Annotated in this window: 18 protein-coding genes; 4 read left to right on the plus strand and 14 right to left on the minus strand. The window is 38.1% G+C overall.

All coding sequences use genetic code 11. From position 1 onward, the window contains the following. Positions 1 to 10: 10 nt before the first annotated feature. The 9 genes from sufC to ACPX19_RS05765 form a co-directional block, all read right to left on the minus strand. Positions 11 to 763: a Fe-S cluster assembly ATPase SufC gene (gene sufC / locus ACPX19_RS05725; RefSeq protein WP_320554493.1), complete on the minus strand. Its 753-nt coding sequence runs from the start codon at positions 761 to 763 to the stop codon at positions 11 to 13. Between the two features lie 5 nt (positions 764 to 768). After that, positions 769 to 1,176 carry a hypothetical protein gene (locus ACPX19_RS05730; RefSeq protein ID WP_426432032.1) on the minus strand — a complete coding sequence of 136 codons (408 nt, stop codon included), beginning with the start codon at positions 1,174 to 1,176 and terminating at the stop codon, positions 769 to 771. Positions 1,177 to 1,180: 4 nt separating this feature from the next. Further along, positions 1,181 to 2,629: a Fe-S cluster assembly protein SufB gene (sufB, locus tag ACPX19_RS05735; RefSeq protein WP_426432034.1), complete on the minus strand. Its 1,449-nt coding sequence runs from the start codon at positions 2,627 to 2,629 to the stop codon at positions 1,181 to 1,183. 9 nt (positions 2,630 to 2,638) lie between these two features. Further along, positions 2,639 to 2,968, minus strand: a complete 330-nt coding sequence (locus ACPX19_RS05740) for a HesB/IscA family protein (RefSeq protein WP_426432035.1) — start codon at positions 2,966 to 2,968, stop codon at positions 2,639 to 2,641. A 90-nt stretch (positions 2,969 to 3,058) separates the two neighbouring features. Then, positions 3,059 to 3,316, minus strand: coding sequence for a hypothetical protein (locus tag ACPX19_RS05745; RefSeq protein ID WP_426432037.1), 258 nt, complete (start codon positions 3,314 to 3,316; stop codon positions 3,059 to 3,061). 107 nt (positions 3,317 to 3,423) lie between these two features. After that, complete coding sequence (locus tag ACPX19_RS05750; protein WP_426432039.1) at positions 3,424 to 4,476, minus strand: cytochrome-c peroxidase; 1,053 nt, start codon at positions 4,474 to 4,476, stop codon at positions 3,424 to 3,426. Positions 4,477 to 4,486: 10 nt separating this feature from the next. After that, positions 4,487 to 5,263: an MbnP family protein gene (locus ACPX19_RS05755; RefSeq protein WP_426432041.1), complete on the minus strand. Its 777-nt coding sequence runs from the start codon at positions 5,261 to 5,263 to the stop codon at positions 4,487 to 4,489. 2 nt (positions 5,264 to 5,265) lie between these two features. After that, positions 5,266 to 6,594, minus strand: coding sequence for a hypothetical protein (locus tag ACPX19_RS05760; protein WP_426432042.1), 1,329 nt, complete (start codon positions 6,592 to 6,594; stop codon positions 5,266 to 5,268). 5 nt (positions 6,595 to 6,599) lie between these two features. Continuing rightward, positions 6,600 to 8,042 (minus strand): choice-of-anchor B family protein, encoded by a 1,443-nt coding sequence (locus ACPX19_RS05765; RefSeq protein WP_426432043.1) that lies wholly within the window; start codon positions 8,040 to 8,042, stop codon positions 6,600 to 6,602. A gap of 118 nt (positions 8,043 to 8,160) precedes the next feature. On the opposite strand from ACPX19_RS05765, the gene thiL reads away from it, so the two are divergent. Continuing rightward, positions 8,161 to 9,213, plus strand: coding sequence for a thiamine-phosphate kinase (gene thiL / locus ACPX19_RS05770; RefSeq protein ID WP_426432045.1), 1,053 nt, complete (start codon positions 8,161 to 8,163; stop codon positions 9,211 to 9,213). Here thiL and ACPX19_RS05775 read toward each other — a convergent pair. From ACPX19_RS05775 to ACPX19_RS05785, 3 genes are all read right to left on the minus strand, one after another. Further along, positions 9,197 to 9,427, minus strand: coding sequence for a hypothetical protein (locus ACPX19_RS05775; RefSeq protein ID WP_426432047.1), 231 nt, complete (start codon positions 9,425 to 9,427; stop codon positions 9,197 to 9,199). The two genes, thiL and ACPX19_RS05775, sit on opposite strands and share 17 nt — an antisense overlap. Before the next feature lie 84 nt (positions 9,428 to 9,511). Continuing rightward, on the minus strand, positions 9,512 to 9,754 hold the full coding sequence (locus tag ACPX19_RS05780; protein WP_426432048.1) for a hypothetical protein: 243 nt from the start codon (positions 9,752 to 9,754) through the stop codon (positions 9,512 to 9,514). A 76-nt stretch (positions 9,755 to 9,830) separates the two neighbouring features. After that, entirely contained in the window at positions 9,831 to 10,607 is a 777-nt protein-coding gene (locus ACPX19_RS05785; protein WP_426432049.1) for an alpha/beta fold hydrolase, read from the minus strand. Between the two features lie 91 nt (positions 10,608 to 10,698). On the opposite strand from ACPX19_RS05785, the gene ACPX19_RS05790 reads away from it, so the two are divergent. The 3 genes from ACPX19_RS05790 to ACPX19_RS05800 are packed head-to-tail and all read left to right on the plus strand — an operon-like array spanning position 10,699 to position 14,224. Beyond that, on the plus strand, positions 10,699 to 12,249 hold the full coding sequence (locus ACPX19_RS05790) for a serine hydrolase (protein WP_426432050.1): 1,551 nt from the start codon (positions 10,699 to 10,701) through the stop codon (positions 12,247 to 12,249). Beyond that, positions 12,249 to 13,526: a branched-chain amino acid transport system II carrier protein gene (gene brnQ / locus ACPX19_RS05795; RefSeq protein ID WP_426432051.1), complete on the plus strand. Its 1,278-nt coding sequence runs from the start codon at positions 12,249 to 12,251 to the stop codon at positions 13,524 to 13,526. The genes ACPX19_RS05790 and brnQ overlap by 1 nt, the downstream gene beginning before the upstream one ends. After that, on the plus strand, positions 13,523 to 14,224 hold the full coding sequence (locus tag ACPX19_RS05800) for a DNA adenine methylase (protein ID WP_426432052.1): 702 nt from the start codon (positions 13,523 to 13,525) through the stop codon (positions 14,222 to 14,224). Before brnQ ends, ACPX19_RS05800 begins: the two co-directional genes overlap by 4 nt. Positions 14,225 to 14,415: 191 nt before the next feature. On the opposite strand, the gene ACPX19_RS05805 is transcribed toward ACPX19_RS05800, so the two are convergent. Both ACPX19_RS05805 and ACPX19_RS05810 read right to left on the minus strand, forming a co-directional pair. After that, positions 14,416 to 15,156 carry a DUF3883 domain-containing protein gene (locus ACPX19_RS05805; RefSeq protein ID WP_426432054.1) on the minus strand — a complete coding sequence of 247 codons (741 nt, stop codon included), beginning with the start codon at positions 15,154 to 15,156 and terminating at the stop codon, positions 14,416 to 14,418. 7 nt (positions 15,157 to 15,163) lie between these two features. After that, positions 15,164 to 16,456 (minus strand): aminopeptidase P family protein, encoded by a 1,293-nt coding sequence (locus ACPX19_RS05810; protein WP_426432055.1) that lies wholly within the window; start codon positions 16,454 to 16,456, stop codon positions 15,164 to 15,166. Positions 16,457 to 16,739 lie beyond the last annotated feature (283 nt).

Raw genomic sequence — 16,739 nt, forward strand, 5'->3', positions numbered from 1 at the left:
TGCTTTCCAATTAGGCGTTTACTTCTTCTTTAATCCAATCGTAACCTTTAGCTTCTAACTCATGGGCTAAGTCTGCAGATCCAGATTTCACAATGCGTCCATTGTGTAAAACGTGAACATAATCTGGAACTATGTAATCAAGTAGTCTTTGGTAATGGGTAATAACAATAACTGCGTTATCTTTTGATTTTAATTTGTTAACACCGTTGGCAACAATTCTAAGGGCATCGATATCTAAACCTGAGTCAGTTTCATCTAAAATAGCCAACTTTGGTTCTAACATCGCCATTTGAAAAATCTCATTACGCTTTTTCTCACCACCAGAAAAGCCCTCATTTAATGAACGTGATAAGAACTTTCGGTCTATTTCTAACAGCTCCGATTTTTCACGAATCATTTTCAACATCTCGTTAGCAGGCATATCCTCTAAACCTTTCGCTTTGCGAGTTTCGTTAATGGCCGTTTTCATAAAATTAGTAACGCTTACCCCTGGGATTTCAACAGGATATTGAAAGGATAAAAATACTCCTTTATGTGCGCGTTCTTCGGGCGCAAGTTCATTTATGTTTTCACCTTCAAAAATAATATCACCTTCCTCAACCTCGTAATCTTCTTTACCCGCTATGACAGATGCTAAGGTGCTTTTTCCAGAACCGTTCGGTCCCATTATAGCATGGACTTCACCAGGCTTAACCTCTAAGTTAATTCCTCTTAATATTGCTTTGTCTTCTACACTGGCGTGTAAGTTCTTTATCTTTAACATAATATCTAGTTTGCTAATTTTATAACGTCTTCTTTATTTGAATTCGGTTTTTCAACCTTTAATATGTCTTTAATTTCAACTCTATATGGCCACCCTTCCTCGTTTTCCGGCTTTTCAAATTTTCTCACTCGTATAGTCACTGGAACCATATCGGTAGCTTCCTTTTTAAAAGGTTTGACCTGATTGTTCAGGCGGTGCATGTTTTCGTCAATAACCACACCGTAAATTTCATTTTGTGTCTGAAAAACGGCTGCATCTGCATAATACAAAAACTCACCTTTCATGCTTATATAGCCATCATTTTGGTCGTAGGACTTCGCACGATTTTCCTCAAGATTAACTTCAGTTTTTGTATCGTTTTTACAACCTAAAAAACCTATGACAGCCAATAAAATGAATATGTTTTTTTTCATCGTCTTATCCTACAGAGCCTTCTAAACTAATCTCTAATAATTTTTGAGCCTCAACAGCGAATTCCATTGGTAACTTATTCAATACCTCTTTACTAAAACCGTTGACGATTAAGGCAATGGCTTTTTCGGTATCGATTCCTCGCTGGTTACAGTAAAAAATCTGATCTTCACCAATTTTACTAGTTGTAGCCTCGTGTTCTATCTGTGCTGTTTTGTTTTTAGCTTCTATGTAGGGGAAGGTGTGTGCACCACATTCATTGCCCATCAATAAACTATCACATTGCGAAAAATTACGTGCGTTTTCTGCTCTTGGACTTATTTGTACCAAACCTCTATAAGAGTTTTGTGATTTACCTGCCGAAATACCTTTAGAAATTATGGTTGACCTGGTGTTTTTTCCCAAGTGAATCATCTTAGTTCCCGTATCTGCCTGCTGAAAATTGTTAGTCACTGCGATGGAATAAAATTCACCAACAGAATTATCACCTTTTAACACACAGCTCGGGTATTTCCATGTTACAGCAGAACCCGTTTCTACCTGTGTCCAAGAAATTTTTGCATTTTTCTCACACAAGCCACGCTTGGTCACAAAATTATATACACCGCCTTTGCCTTCAGCATTTCCTGGGAACCAGTTTTGTACAGTTGAATATTTAATCTCAGCATCCTCTAATGCGATTAATTCTACAACCGCAGCGTGTAGTTGGTTTTCGTCTCTGCTAGGAGCTGTACATCCTTCGAGGTAAGAGACGTAACTGCCTTCGTCCGCAATAACCAAGGTTCTTTCAAATTGACCCGTTCCAGCTTGGTTAATACGGAAATACGTCGATAGCTCCATAGGGCACTTAACCCCTTTTGGAATGTAACAGAAACTACCATCACTAAATACGGCAGAATTTAAAGCCGCATAGAAATTATCTTTTTTAGGTACCACGGTACCAATATGTTTTCTGACGAGTTCAGGGTGCTTTTGAATAGCCTCCGAAATACTCATGAAAATAATTCCTTTTTCCGCTAGGGTTTCTTTAAAAGTTGTAGCTACAGAAACCGAATCAACAACCACATCCATAGCAACACCAGCTAATTTCTTTTGCTCATCTAGAGAAATGCCAAGCTTGTTAAAAGTTTCAAGAAGTTCTGGGTCAACTTCATCTATGCTGTTGTATTTAGGTTTTTTACTTGGTGCAGAATAATAGGATATTGCTTGAAAATCTGGCTTTTCATACTTTACATTAGCCCATTCTGGCTCTTCCATTTCTTGCCAAACCTTGAAAGCTTCAAGTCTCCATTCGGTCATCCATTCAGGCTCTTCCTTCTTTTTAGAAATAGCCCTTACGATATCTTCGTTCAGGCCATTAGGAAAAGTTTCAGACTCAATATCTGTATAAAAACCATATTCGTATTCTTTGGTTTTTAATTCTTCCCTTAAATCGTCTTCAGTGTATTTACTCATGATGTCTTTTTAAAGTGAAAATGATTCTCCACAACCGCAAGTGCGATTAGCATTAGGATTGTTAAACACAAATCCGGTTCCGTTTAATCCTCCTGAATATTCTAAAGTAGTACCTATAAGGTAAAGGAAACTCTTTTTGTCAACAATGATTTTTACACCATTATCTTCAAAGACTTTATCACCTTCAATTTGCTCTTTGTCAAATTTTAAATCATAGGATAAACCAGAGCAACCACCACTTTTAACACCAACTCTAATGTAGTCGGTATCAGGGTTGTAGCCGTCATCATTCATTAGCTCGATGACTTTTTTCTTAGCTTGTTCAGAAACTTTAATCATATATTAAAGTAGATTAATTCTAAATTGAACGCAAATATACAATTTAACTAAGGTTTAACCATATTTACTAACATTATATTAGTATATGATTTAATAGGGTTTTTCTATATGATTAAGAAAATTGGGTTTGGATATTTGAAGCTTAAGATGAAATAATTGTCTAAGTGTAGTCTGTATGTGCTTGTTTGATACGCTCAACTCTTCAAAATTACCGTTAGGATCTGTTTTTACAACCGTGTTACAGTGCGAGCAAACGAGCTCCAAGGTATGGTCTGAATTTGTTTTGGTTTTAACATAATTATGACCAAACACAGCGCAAGGCAATGTTTTGCTTCTAGTAGGTTTCATTTCGTAAGAATTGGGGCTGAAAATTTAAGTAAACCTAAAAGAAGTTAATGTTTAAATCCATCATTTTTCGATGAAATACATAAAAAAGTAAGAATAAACATTCAATTTTAATTTTGAAAATCAGGGTTATTTAAAAATGAAGGATCTGACAGTGTTAATAAAAATGCCTTTAAATCTGCTTTTTCCTCTTGGGTTAATTGTACACCGCCTTGAGCAATTTGTTTCATTAGTGGGTCAATAGTAGGTGAATTTTGTAATCCTTCGCTGTAGTGGTCTATCACTTCATCTATAGTCGCAAATCTACCATCGTGCATATATGGTGCGGTATAGGCTAAGTTTCTTAACGAAGGGGTGCGAAATTTTCCATTGTCATTTGGGTCTCCTGTAACCGCACCTAAGCCCAAATCTGTAAAGGTAGCATCCAGGCCATTATTATGAAAATCATTATCCGTCCATAGTGGATTGTTCGGGTTGCCATGACAGTGAAAGCAGTCTCCCTTGTCTTCTCTCAAGAAAATATCAAGTCCGTTCAGTTCTTGCTGTGTCAGCGAAGTTTGACCTAAGGTGTATTTGTCAAATTTAGAGTTAGCCGAGATTAACGTGCGTTCAAACTGAGCAATAGCCTTGGTCGTTAACGCTTTTGTAATGGTTGAGGTATTAAATGCCAGTTGAAATCGTTGAGGATACTCCGGATGATTTTGTAATCGCTCTACAACATTATCCCAATTACTGTGCAATTCTATAGGGTTTTCTACGGGTTCTTGAGCTTGTTGTTCGAGACTCAGAGCGGATCCATCCCAATTAAAACGGTCTCCATAATTCCATGCTAAATTAAATAATGGCATGGCATTTCGCGTTCCGGAAATTCCATCGATACCAATACTCGTAGGCAGATTGTTGGCAAAAGATTTTTGTGGTGCATGACAGGTTGCACAAGATTGGGTGCCATCTGCAGAGAGAATTTTGTCAAAAAAGAGTTTTTTTCCTAGCGCAACTCCTTCTGCAGTTTGTGGGTTATCATTTGGTATTATCGGGTTGATAATATAGGCTGAAAAGATTTCAGGAATATCCAATGGCTGCTCTGTCGGTTGGTAACCGTTATCTTCTTTAGAACATCCAAAGAAAAGAGTAACTGCAATAAAAAATAATGCTTTCTTCATTCCTTTTTAGTTATTGGGTTACCTCACCTAGGCTAAACACATTTTGCCCATTTTCATACATTAAAATTTGCGCTGTTGAGTTGGGCATTAGCGCTTGATTATAAATATTTAAATCCCAAAGGTTGGGGTTTTTAAACCACTCGGCAATATTCATTTGTACTTCAATTTCAACAGTATTGGTAATGCTTATAGCACCAAGATTAACCGTAAAGAATGTGTCTTGTGGAAATGTTGGATTATCACCAGGATTATCTACTGCTCTAATGGCATGATAGTTAAAGCCTTGCTCTTCCATATTGTTATTAATGAATTTACCATCAAACTGCATGTAATGGTAGCCGCCACCCAGCACGTCTGGTACATTAAAGGACGCTGAGTTTAAATCTGGATAATTTTGGGCATTATCTTGGTTATCAAAGCCAAAAGTGAAGGATACATTTGAATAATTCCCAACGGGAATTGTACTTTCAAGAGCATAATTTAAGCCATTATTATTGGAAACATCCACAAGATTATAGAGATTAGTGTTCAGTACTTCACCATTATTGGTGGTAAAGGTGATGTCTGAAATAACGTAGCGTAACCGTTCTATACTAACCGATTCTCCATTCTCATTTGTAAATATAAAATTATTAAAGTCAGCATTGGTTACTGGCATGCCATCCCAATTGTGGGTAAAAATAAAAGTTGGATTCGATTGTGCTGTATTTATAGCACCACTGTCATCACTGCCACACGCCCAAAGGCTGAGGCTAATACAAAGAAATAGTATGGTTTTTTTCATCATTTTCAATCTTCAATTTTTAGTATGAGTAAATCGGTAAACCCTTTATTTTCTATAATGTCTACATCATTACTAGCTGTATCACCAACGGCAATAATAGAACCGTCCAAGAGTTCGGCGATATCATATGCAAAATCTATATTAGAGCCACCTACTGTTTTTTCCCAAATTAAAGTTCCGGTGTGATCTGTTTTTAACACCCAGGCATCATTTTGTCCATTGTTTTCAGACACATCCATATCGCTACTTCGTGAACTACCCGAGAGTAGCAATCCATTATTTGGAGATGTTTTAATTGCCCTAGCCACATCAAAATTAGAGCCTCCAATGGTCTGTTCCCAAATGAGATTCCCCTCAGGTGAAATCTTTATCATCCACAAATCAGCAGCACCATTATTTTGTTCAATATTAGTATCTTCAGAGCGCGTATCTCCAGCGACAATGAAGTTGCCATCACTGGTTTTAACAATGCCTCTGGCTTCATCAATTTGAGACCCTCCAAATGATTTTTCCCATATTAAATCTCCTAATAATGAAAGTTTAATCACCCAAAAATCATAGGTGCCAATATTGTTGGAAATGTCGGTGTCGTCACTATCCGAACTGCCCACAACAATATAAGCATTATCGTCTGTTTCTATGGCATCGTAGGGTGTATCTGTAAAATTACCACCAAAATACCGACTCCATTCCAAGTCACCTAACATATTAAGTTTTATAACCCAATAATCTCCTCCTGCATGCCTTTCAGTACTTCTTGAAGTATTGCCTTCACCACCTGAGGCGGTGACATCCAAAATGCCAGATACCAGAAAGCCTTGATCACTAGTTTCAATTATTGAAATACCCGAATCAGCCCCTTGGTACCCAAAGGACTTTTCCCACATAATAGTTCCATTAGCATCTAATTTTACCAACCAGTAATCTTGCAAACCTGCGTTTGTGGTAACATCATCATCATTGCTAAAACTATAGCCTAAAATGGCATAACCACCATCAGAAGTTTGTACAATAGATTGCCCTCTATCATCACTACTGCCACCATAGGTTTTTTGCCATTGCAGTTGGTCATTGACATCAAATTTTAAAACCCAATAATCAAAACTTTCATCCTGCTTATCTGTAATATCTTCGTCGTCACTTTGCGTGTAGCCTAAAATGATATAGCCGCCGTCGGTGGTTGCAACTACGGATTGGGCACTATCATTTTTTGTGCCTCCAAAAGTTTTTACAAATAGTAACTGAGCACTAGTATTAGAATCGGAACCATTGTCGCTACTACAATTCAATAGAATAAGACCCATAAAACAATATATGAGGGCTTTGCTAGGCATACACTTTAATTTGTTGGTCTTACTATAAACAACCCACCATCAATATCACTAACCAAAATATTACCGCTTTCGAAGAACGGATAAATGTTCCAAGCACCATTAAAGGCTGTATTGTCATTTGGAATAAAGGTATCCATGTACCCAATCTCCGTCATGACACCAGACTCAAGACTAGAAATATCTATAGCTCTTAAACCTGCTGTGTAATTGGCCACATAAAATGTATTACCCACAACATAACCATTATGATCTATAGCAGCAGTGGGACCAACATACTCCATGTGATATGATGGATTGTCCAAATCACTAAAATTAAAGACTATAGTTCTTGAGTTGAGACCAAAATTGATTTCATCAACCTCGTCCCCAAGCAGAAAATAAACCATATCATCGGTAAACCAACCTTGGTGGGCATAACCCAGGTTTCCATAATCTATCGTTGAGATTTGAACCGGGTTGGTCTTATCAGTTACATCTACAATGACGACTTCGTTTTCATTACTGCCGATTAAAATTTCTCGACCAATATAATCAGCGTCAGGACCGTTATAAGTCACGACTTGAGCATCGTGGGAATAAGCGTCTTCAGCATAACCACCTGCGGCAATCGGAGATGTGGGGTTTTGGATATTTACAAAATGAGGACCTCCGTTAAACGTATCTGACCCAACGGCATAAGCAAAGCCACTTTCTTCATTAATCACAATATTATGAGCGCTACCAAAACCATTATAATTGGCATCTGCTGTAAAGGTCTCAGGTGGATTTGTGACCGATCTTAAACGGGTTAAATCAAAGACCTGCATACCGTGTCCAGGAGCTTCACTTACTACAAAGGCGTGATTGTTATACACTTTAACATCGCGCCACGGACTATTTGTAGTGGCTGTAGGGAGCGTTCCTACTATAATGGGATTTGACGGGTCAGAGATATCCACAAACGCCGTGTTTGTAGTGGTGCACATTAAGGCATATTCAATTCCCGTTTGGGGATCTGTCCAGCCCCAAGAATCATTACCTTCTGCACCAGCACCTCCTAAATCAGCAATAGGAATATGGCTCATTAAATCAAACCCACTACATGGATGTCCGTTGGCAAATCCGTTTTCACAAGGAAACTGCGGTAAAATCGTATTGTCATCGCAAGCATCACCAATGCCATCATTGTCGGCATCTTCTTGCAAAGTGTTTGCCGTTAAGGGACAGTTGTCATTTTCATCTAAGATGCCATCATTATCATCGTCTTCATCACAGGCATCACCAAGACCATCACCATCGGTATCTAATTGGTCTTCGTTAGAAACGTTAGGACAATTATCTGTGTTGTCAAAAATGGTGTCATTATCCGTATCGACATTGGTTGGCGTATCATCATTAGAACATCCTAAAACCATGAAAACCATAAAAACCACACCAATTACTGAGAAGAAATATTGTTTTGGAGCCATAAATTTCATCAACTTTTTTTTAGCAATTTACAGTAATTTTTGAACATGCTTAAAATTAGGGATTAATAAACGTTGACAATGATGCTTTTATTTAAAAAAAGCATAATATTTTTGCAATATGATAGAAGATAAGAACCCTAAGCGTACTCCTTTAAGTGAGCTAGGAGAGTTTAAATTGATAGACCACCTCACGGAACATTTTAAGATTAGTCATAAATCAACCATAAAAGGTATAGGTGATGACGCAGCTGTTTTAAACTACGGTAAAAAACAAATTGTGGTATCTACGGATTTGCTGGTCGAAGGTGTGCATTTTGATTTAAGCTATGTGCCCTTAAAACACTTAGGATACAAAGCCGTTATGGTGAATCTGTCCGACATTTATGCCATGAATGCGGTGGCTACACATATTACGGTCTCGATAGCAGTTTCGAATCGTTTTCCATTGGAGGCCTTAGAAGAACTCTATGCAGGCATTACAACTGCGGCCAAGTTATACAATATAGACGTTGTTGGTGGAGACACCACATCGTCAACCTCTGGCTTAATCATTTCCATTACTGCTATTGGTGAAGTTGAAAAAGGGAATGAAGTGTTGCGCTCTGGAGCGAAACCTAATGATTTGCTGGTCGTTACTGGTGATGTTGGAGGAGCGTACATGGGTTTGCAAGTGTTGGAACGTGAAAAGGCAGTCTTTAAAGTGAATCCAAATTCACAGCCAGACTTATCCATGTACACTTATATTGTTGAACGACAATTAAAACCGGAAGCGCGAAAAGACATCGTTGAGTTACTTCAAAAATTAGAAGTAAAACCAACAAGTATGATTGATATCAGTGATGGTTTGTCTTCTGAAATCATTCATTTGTGTAAGCAGAGTAAGGTTGGTGTTGATCTTTATGAAAACAAAATCCCTTTAGATCCGCAAGTGATTTCTACATGTGAGGAATTCAATATTGATAGTACAACCGTGGCCTTAAATGGAGGTGAGGATTATGAATTATTAATGACGATTTCACAAAAGGACTATCCGAAAATTAAGGGAAATCCAAATCTTACAGTCATTGGATATATTACAGAGGAAGAGCGGGGAATGCATCTGGTCACCAGGGCAGAACAAAAAATTCCGATTATTGCAAAAGGTTGGAATGCGCTTAATAATCAACCATAAAAAGTTTCTGGCTTTTTTCTAGACGCTTGTTGTGAACGCGATTCAATACCGAGTTGATTTCTTTGTATTTTGGGGTTAAAGGAATAAATCGTCCTTTACCATCAATGGTCATCTCGGATTTGCAATGCTTGCACTTATATTCCTTAACATGATAGGTGACTACTTTAGAGACTTTATATTCATGTCCGAATAACGAGCAATACAGATGTTTCATTGTGAGGGGTATTTTTCTTAATTAAGGATTAATTTTTTAGGGAAACTAATATAAGAAAAACAGTTATTCACAGGTTATTAACAATCAACAAATCGATGAATTGAGTGTTTTTCGCTTTAAACGCAACATTCTATTGTTATAAATACGTTCTAAAGCGGAGTTGATGTCCTGATATTTTGGGGTCAGTTCGGTAAGTCTACCATTGCTGTCTGTAGTGAGCTGTTTCTTGCAACAGCTACACGTATACTCCTTAACGTGGTTGGTTACTTTTCTAGTCATTTGATAGTTGTGACCAAAGAAGTCGCAGTAAAGTTTCGTTGCTGACATAGTAGGTTAAATTTAGGGTAAACATGATTTACACGTTAAACTTAAAATAATTTCTACAAAAAAACGCCTAAGAGTATTATTTTTCGATAAAATGTAATAAAAAGTAAGTTAATTCTGATTTATTCTCAATATGACTCATGTGCCCCTCAGACAATTCGGTATAATCAATATCGGTATTAGTAAGTTGTGAAACCAATTTATCCCTATCTATTAGTGCGTCTTTTTTACCTGCAATAATGAGTCGGTGAGCATTAAGGGATTTAAGCACATTGAAACGGTTTGGTCTTAATTTCATGCCTTCGTTAGCCGACATATAGCCTTGTAGTGATGTTTTAAGGGCTATGTCCAAGGCCCATTCGTATTCGACTTTAAAGCTCACCCGACTTTCAGGGGCAAAAAGGTTGGCAAAGGACATACGGACTAAATTCTCAAAATTGGTTGTGGCCATCTCATTAGCACGTGACCTTAAAACCTTACGTTCTTCGCTATCTGCTTCAAACGTAGAATTCATTAAACAGAGCCCTTCAAAAAGCTGAGGTTGTTGCTCTGCCAATGCCAAAGCCACGTAACCTCCCATAGAATGGCCTACCACTTTGGCTCGTTTTATCTTTAAGTGTTTTAAAACAGCAAGCACGGCATCTGCCATATCATTCATAGTGTGCACATAGCCTAAAGATTCCGTTTGGCCGTGACCTAACAAATCGATACAAATGACTTGATGGGTTCTGGCAAATTCAGGTTCTAAATCTTTCCACATGGCGATGGTTTCTAAAAAACCATGTAGCAGAACTACAGTGTCACCTTTGCCAGAAATCGTGTAATGTAATTTTATGTTTTTGTAATCCAAGGTCATGCTTGCAAAGATAAGTTTAGAATGATCACCAATCTATTTTTCAACCGCAACATTTCTTATATTTGAGGTTTTCACAATAAAATTTAAATCCATGCTTTTAAAACGCCTGTTTATCGCCATTCTTTTTATAAGTAGTTCCTATGCTTTTGCACAACTCAAAGAAGCTGAAATTGATAAACTCGTTCAAGAAACCCTCACCACTTTCGATGTGCCAGGCATTTCAGTTGGTGTATATAAAGATGGAAAGGAAGTCTATGCTAAAGGCCATGGAGTCCGCTCTTTAACGTCAAAAAAAGAAATGAATTCTGAAACCTTGGTTGGGGTGGCTTCCAACAGTAAGGGATTTACCTGTTTTGCATTGGCCATGCTTGTTGATGAGGGTAAATTGGATTGGGACGATCCCGTACGTAAATACATTCCAGAGTTTCAATTGCACGACCCATGGGTTACCGAAAATTTTACCGTTAGAGATTTGGTAACGCATCGCAGTGGCATGGGTTTGGGTGCTGGTGACCTCATGTTTTTTCCTGAAGGCAATGATTTCACAGTTCAAGATATTATTGAAAACGTGAAATATCTAGAGCCCGAAACCTCATTCCGAAGCAAGTTCGCCTACAATAACAATATGTTCATTATTGCAGGTGAAGTGTTGAAACGTGTGAGTGGCTTATCGTGGGAAGATTTTATTGAAACCCGAATCATGAAACCCGTGGGCATGAACAGCTCCAAAGCATCTTATAATCGCGTGAAGGACAGGTCCAATATCATAGATGCGCACACAAGAGCTGAAGGAAAAGTGATTCAGATTCCGCATGACTGGAGTGAAACCGCAAACGCAGCAGGAGGCATTGTCAGTAATGTACACGACATGATGACTTGGGCACAATTTTTAATGAATGATGCGGTTACCGAAAATGGTGAGCGTCTATTGAGCGAAGCCCAATTCCACGAACTTTGGCAATTACAAACTCCATTAAAGGTAAGACCTAATGATTCCTACGATTCTAATTTTAGAGGTTATGGTTTGGGTTGGTTTGTGACGGATGTTAAAGGAGGCTACAAACAAGTCTATCACACAGGTGGCTTGATTGGTACTGTGACGCAGTTTACCATGATTCCAGATTTAGATTTGGCCATTGTGGTCTTGACCAATCAAATGAACGGTTCGGCATTCAATACCATTACCAATACCATTAAAGACTCGTATTTAGGCTACGAAAATAGAAACTGGCTCCAACGCTTAGGAAAAAACAATGCCGACTTTTTAAAGTATAATGATAGTATTAAAGCAGAGGTATTCGCTCAGGTTGAAAAGGCAAAAACGCAATTGACCATCCCAAATCCAGACCAAATTGCAGGGACGTATACAGACGATTGGTTTGGCGATATCACCATTGCTTATAACGGAAATCAATATAGCATTAAATGCGAACGTTCTCCGCGTTTATTCGGAGAACTGCTACCCTACAATGCCACAACCTTTGTAGCCAAATGGAATGACCGAAGTTACGATGCCGACGTCTTTGTGCAGTTTACCTTTAATGAAAAAGGCGACGCTGTTTCTGCGACGATGAAGTACATTGCTCCCATTACCGATTTCAGCTTTGACTTTCACGATTTAGAACTTAAAAAGACCAAGTAATGAGCGACACCAAGCGTATTTTTCTATTTGGCTTTGCCTTATTTGCTGGCTTTTTTGGAGCAGGAAACTTAATCCTTCCACCATTTTTAGGGTTCAACGCTGGACCAGATTGGTGGTTGGTAGCCATTGGCTTTATGATAACTACAACGGTGATTCCAATGCTCTCGCTATTTGGTCATGCAAAATTGCAAGGTACCATGCTCGACTTTGGTAAAAAAGTCTCACCAACATTTAGCCTAGTGTATTGCTTGGTGATGTTCCTCATCATTATTGTATTGCCAGCACCACGCACAGCAGCGGTTACCCACGAAATGGCTATAGCACCATTATTTGGAACGTCTCCCTTATTAACCAGCTGCATCTATTTCGCCTTAGTGCTACTTTTTGTTTTGAACCGATCCAAAGCATTGGAGATTTTAGGAAAATACCTCACACCTATCATCGTGATTATGGTGTTAACCATTGTGGTGTTAGGACTGGTGGCACCACCAGATCTTATGCGTTTGGGGAGTTTAAAAGCAACATTGGTAGATGGCTTATTGGAAGGCTATCAAACCTATGATGCCGTGGCTGGTATTGTGATGGGAAGTGTGATTATTATTTCCCTAAATAAGGAGGGTTTGAAAACCTATGCCGAAAAGAAACGCATTATCGCCAAGTCTGGCTTTATTGCCATGTTTGGTCTCTTCGTTATTTATGCAGGACTCATTGCCTTAGGCGCTTTTTATAGTAATGCGTTTTCAGAAGAGACCACCAGAACCGGTCTGTTGTTGGGCTTGTCCAAAACCATGATAGGAGATATAGGTGGTACTTTTGTTAGCGTACTGGTCGCTTTGGCCTGTTTTACTACAGCAGTGGCCATCGTTGTTTCCTTGGCCGATTTCTTTAAAGCGCTGTATAACCAAAACGAAAAAGCCTATGTTATTGTGGCTATTATCTGCTGTGTGTTTGGGGTAATTATGGGCAGTTACGACGTTGGTTTTATTATTGATATTGCGCTGCCAGCCTTGTTTTTTATTTACCCAATGTCTATTGCTATGATTATTCTTAATGTATTACCCGATAGATGGGCCACACCACTGATGTTTAAAGTAATAGTGATTACGACCATGGTGTTTAGCATCCCGGATGTGATTGGTTATTTTAGTCCAGAGGCTATTAAAACGTATGTGGAGCTTATGCCATTGGCACAGTACAGTTTAGGTTGGTTATTGCCAGCTTGTGCAGCTTATACCATTTCCATCATTATGCAACGCATACAAAAACGTGGTCTATGAAATACATGGGAAGCAAGGCGCGTTTTGCCAAGGACTTGTTGCCAATTATTTTAAAAGACCGACAGCCAGGACAAGCTTATGTGGAGCCTTTTGCAGGCGGTATGAATATGATAGATAAGGTAGATGGCATTAGAATTGCTAACGACCAGCATGAGGAACTCATGGCCATGTGGCACGCCTTGATTTATGAGAATTGGGATCCGCCAAAATCGGTAAGTGAAGCCGAGTACAGAGCAATCAAATACAACCAAGAAGACTATCCAAAACACTTAGTGGCTTATGTGGGTTTTAACTCGTTTGGAGGCAAATGGTTTGCGGGTTACCGACGCGATAAGCAAGGCAAACGCGATTATTGGTCTGAGCATTACCGCAACATCACCAAGCAAGTGCCCCATTTAGAAGGTGTACAACTCTCTTGTCAATCTTATCTCAATTTAGAAATACCCAAAAACAGTATCATTTACTGCGACCCACCGTATGCAGCCACCACCAAATATAGAGATGGTTTTAACCATGAGCAGTTTTGGGACTGGTGCAGACAACAAAGTAAAGCAGGGCATCACGTCTTTATCAGCGAGTATAAGGCGCCAGAGGACTTTACTTGTATTTGGGAAAAAGGTGCCAAAACCACCTTTTCTTGGCATGCTGAAAATTTAGCGCCTAAAGAAAGTGTGGAACGGTTGTTTGTTTATCGATGATTGCTAGTAGTAAAACAGCAATATTTCACCTTTAGTCAATAAGAATTAGTTGAACACAATTACAAAGGTTGTAGCATTATGTGTTTAAGTTTGATTTTTAGGGAGTTTAGCAGAAAATAGAAAATATACTAATATTTTATAAAATAGTATTTTATTTCTTTTTTCGCCGTATCTCATTTTCTACACTCTTATTACCTTAAATAAAATGGTATGATCATTTCTTTGAATTTCAGATTTTTAATTGGATTATCGATTGTTAAAAATTTTGGTGAATCATCCAAATTAAGAACTACAGTGATAATATAATCTTTTTGATACTCAATAGCTTTAGAATATTCATTTTCCGTTAGTCTGAATTTTCCACTGTTAGCTCTTATTCCTTTTACTTCAGCTAGAAAGATACTATCATTAACATCCACTTGAAAATCATATCCGTCTCCATATAACCTTGCGTCTTCAATTTTACCATTTTTAAAAATATCAATGGAGTTGTAATTATTTAGAAAATACAATTCTGCTTCTAAACCTGTTTCTTGAAGCTTCTTAAATTTTGATGTTGCAATAGGTTTAGCTTTTGTTTCAAAATCATCTAAGTTATATTTATTTTTAAGAAAAAGCTTTACAATATTAGAATAACTTGCTACATTTTCATCGCCAAATAAACTATCAATTAAATGTTTACGATGGATATAGGTATCTCCTTTTTGCCACCAACCTTTTCTTCCATTATCAAAGAATGGATCAAATAAATCCATCCTGTTCTTAATGACACTTCCACTATCAACCAATCCTTTTTCTACAAAAAAATTGTAAAAAGATGATTTTGTTTTAAAATCGAATTGAATTATAAAATCTTCATTAAACTTAGAAAGACCATAGCCAATGAGATTAAGTATTTCATAGTTTTTATGTTTATTTCCTTTTGTTTTCATTTGTATCCTAAGAATTCATCAACTCCTCAATCTCTTCCGCTTCAATAGGAATATTACGCATGAGGTTAAAGGGTTCACCAAAGTCTTGGATCACTACATCATCTTCTAAACGGATACCAAAACCTTCATCTGGAATATAAATACCAGGCTCTACGGTAAAGACCATATTGGCTTGCATCGGTTCGTGCAACAAGCCATAATCATGGGTGTCTAACCCAATATGGTGACTTGTGCCATGCATAAAGTATTTTTTATAGGCTGGCCAGTCTGGGTTTTCGTTTTGCACATCGGCTTTATCCAATAAACCAAGGCCTAATAATTCTGAGGTCATCAGTTTGCCTACTTCCACATGGTATTGCTCCCAAAGGGTTCCAGGCACCAAGAGTTTGGTGGCTTCATCCTTCACACGGTTCACGGCATTATACACTTGTTTTTGTCGGTCGGTAAATTTGCCAGATACAGGAATGGTACGACTCATATCACTCGAGTAATTGGCATACTCCGCACCAACATCCAATAAGATAAGGTCGCCTGCTTTACACTTTTGGTTATTTTCTATATAGTGCAATACATTGGCGTTATTGCCCGAGGCGATAATCGGTGTATAGGCAAAGCCTTTGGAACGGTTATTTAAAAACTCGTGCATAAATTCGGCTTCGATATTGTATTCCCAAACCCCTGGTTTTACAAAATTGAGAATGCGTCTAAAGCCTTTTTCGGTAATATCGCAGGCGTTTTGCATTAGCGCCAATTCTATCGGGTCTTTTACTGAGCGTAAACGCTGTAAAATGGGATTGCTCTTCGCTACACTATGCGCAGGATATTTGTCCTTTAGCCACTTGGTAAAACGGTCTTCGCGGGTTTCGGTCTCCACATTGGCGCGGTAATGCTCGTTGGTATTAATGTACACCGTATCGCATTGCGTCATCAGTTCAAACATAATTTTTTCCATATCCTGTAACCAATACACAGTTTTGACACCCGAGGTTTCAAAGGCCTTTTCTTTGGTCAATTTTTCGCCTTCCCAAACGGCAATATGGTCGTTGGTTTCCTTTAAAAATAAGATTTCGCGATGCTTTTCCTTTGGGCAATCTGGGAAAATCACCAAGATGCTTTCCTCTTGGTCCACACCACTGAGGTAAAAAATATCGCGATGCTGTGCAAACGGCAAGGTGCTGTCTGCACTAACCGGATAAATATCGTTAGAGTTAAATACCGCTAAACTGTTGGGCTTCATCTGAGCCGCAAAGTTTTTACGGTTGTTTATAAAGAGGTTACGGTCTATTTGGTCGTATTTCATTTGGTTATTATTTATTGTTTTAATTCGGTCAAATGGTATGCTTCATTTAAGTTTTTCGAATTCATGATACTTAAAGTTTTCAGCATTTCATTTGAAAATATAGTTTAAAATTTGATAGTCTTTTAATGTCGGTTCGAGTGAATTTCACGATTGAAAATGAGTGAAATTTGTATCGAGAACAAGTGCAGCTTAAAAATTTCTATTCTCGATATAAATTTTTGCAAAATGGCAAAAATTCACTCGAACTGACGAAATTTTTAATTGCTTTCAACTGTACTTAAGC

This window comes from Winogradskyella sp. HB-48, assembly GCF_049942685.1.
Classification (GTDB): domain Bacteria; phylum Bacteroidota; class Bacteroidia; order Flavobacteriales; family Flavobacteriaceae; genus Winogradskyella.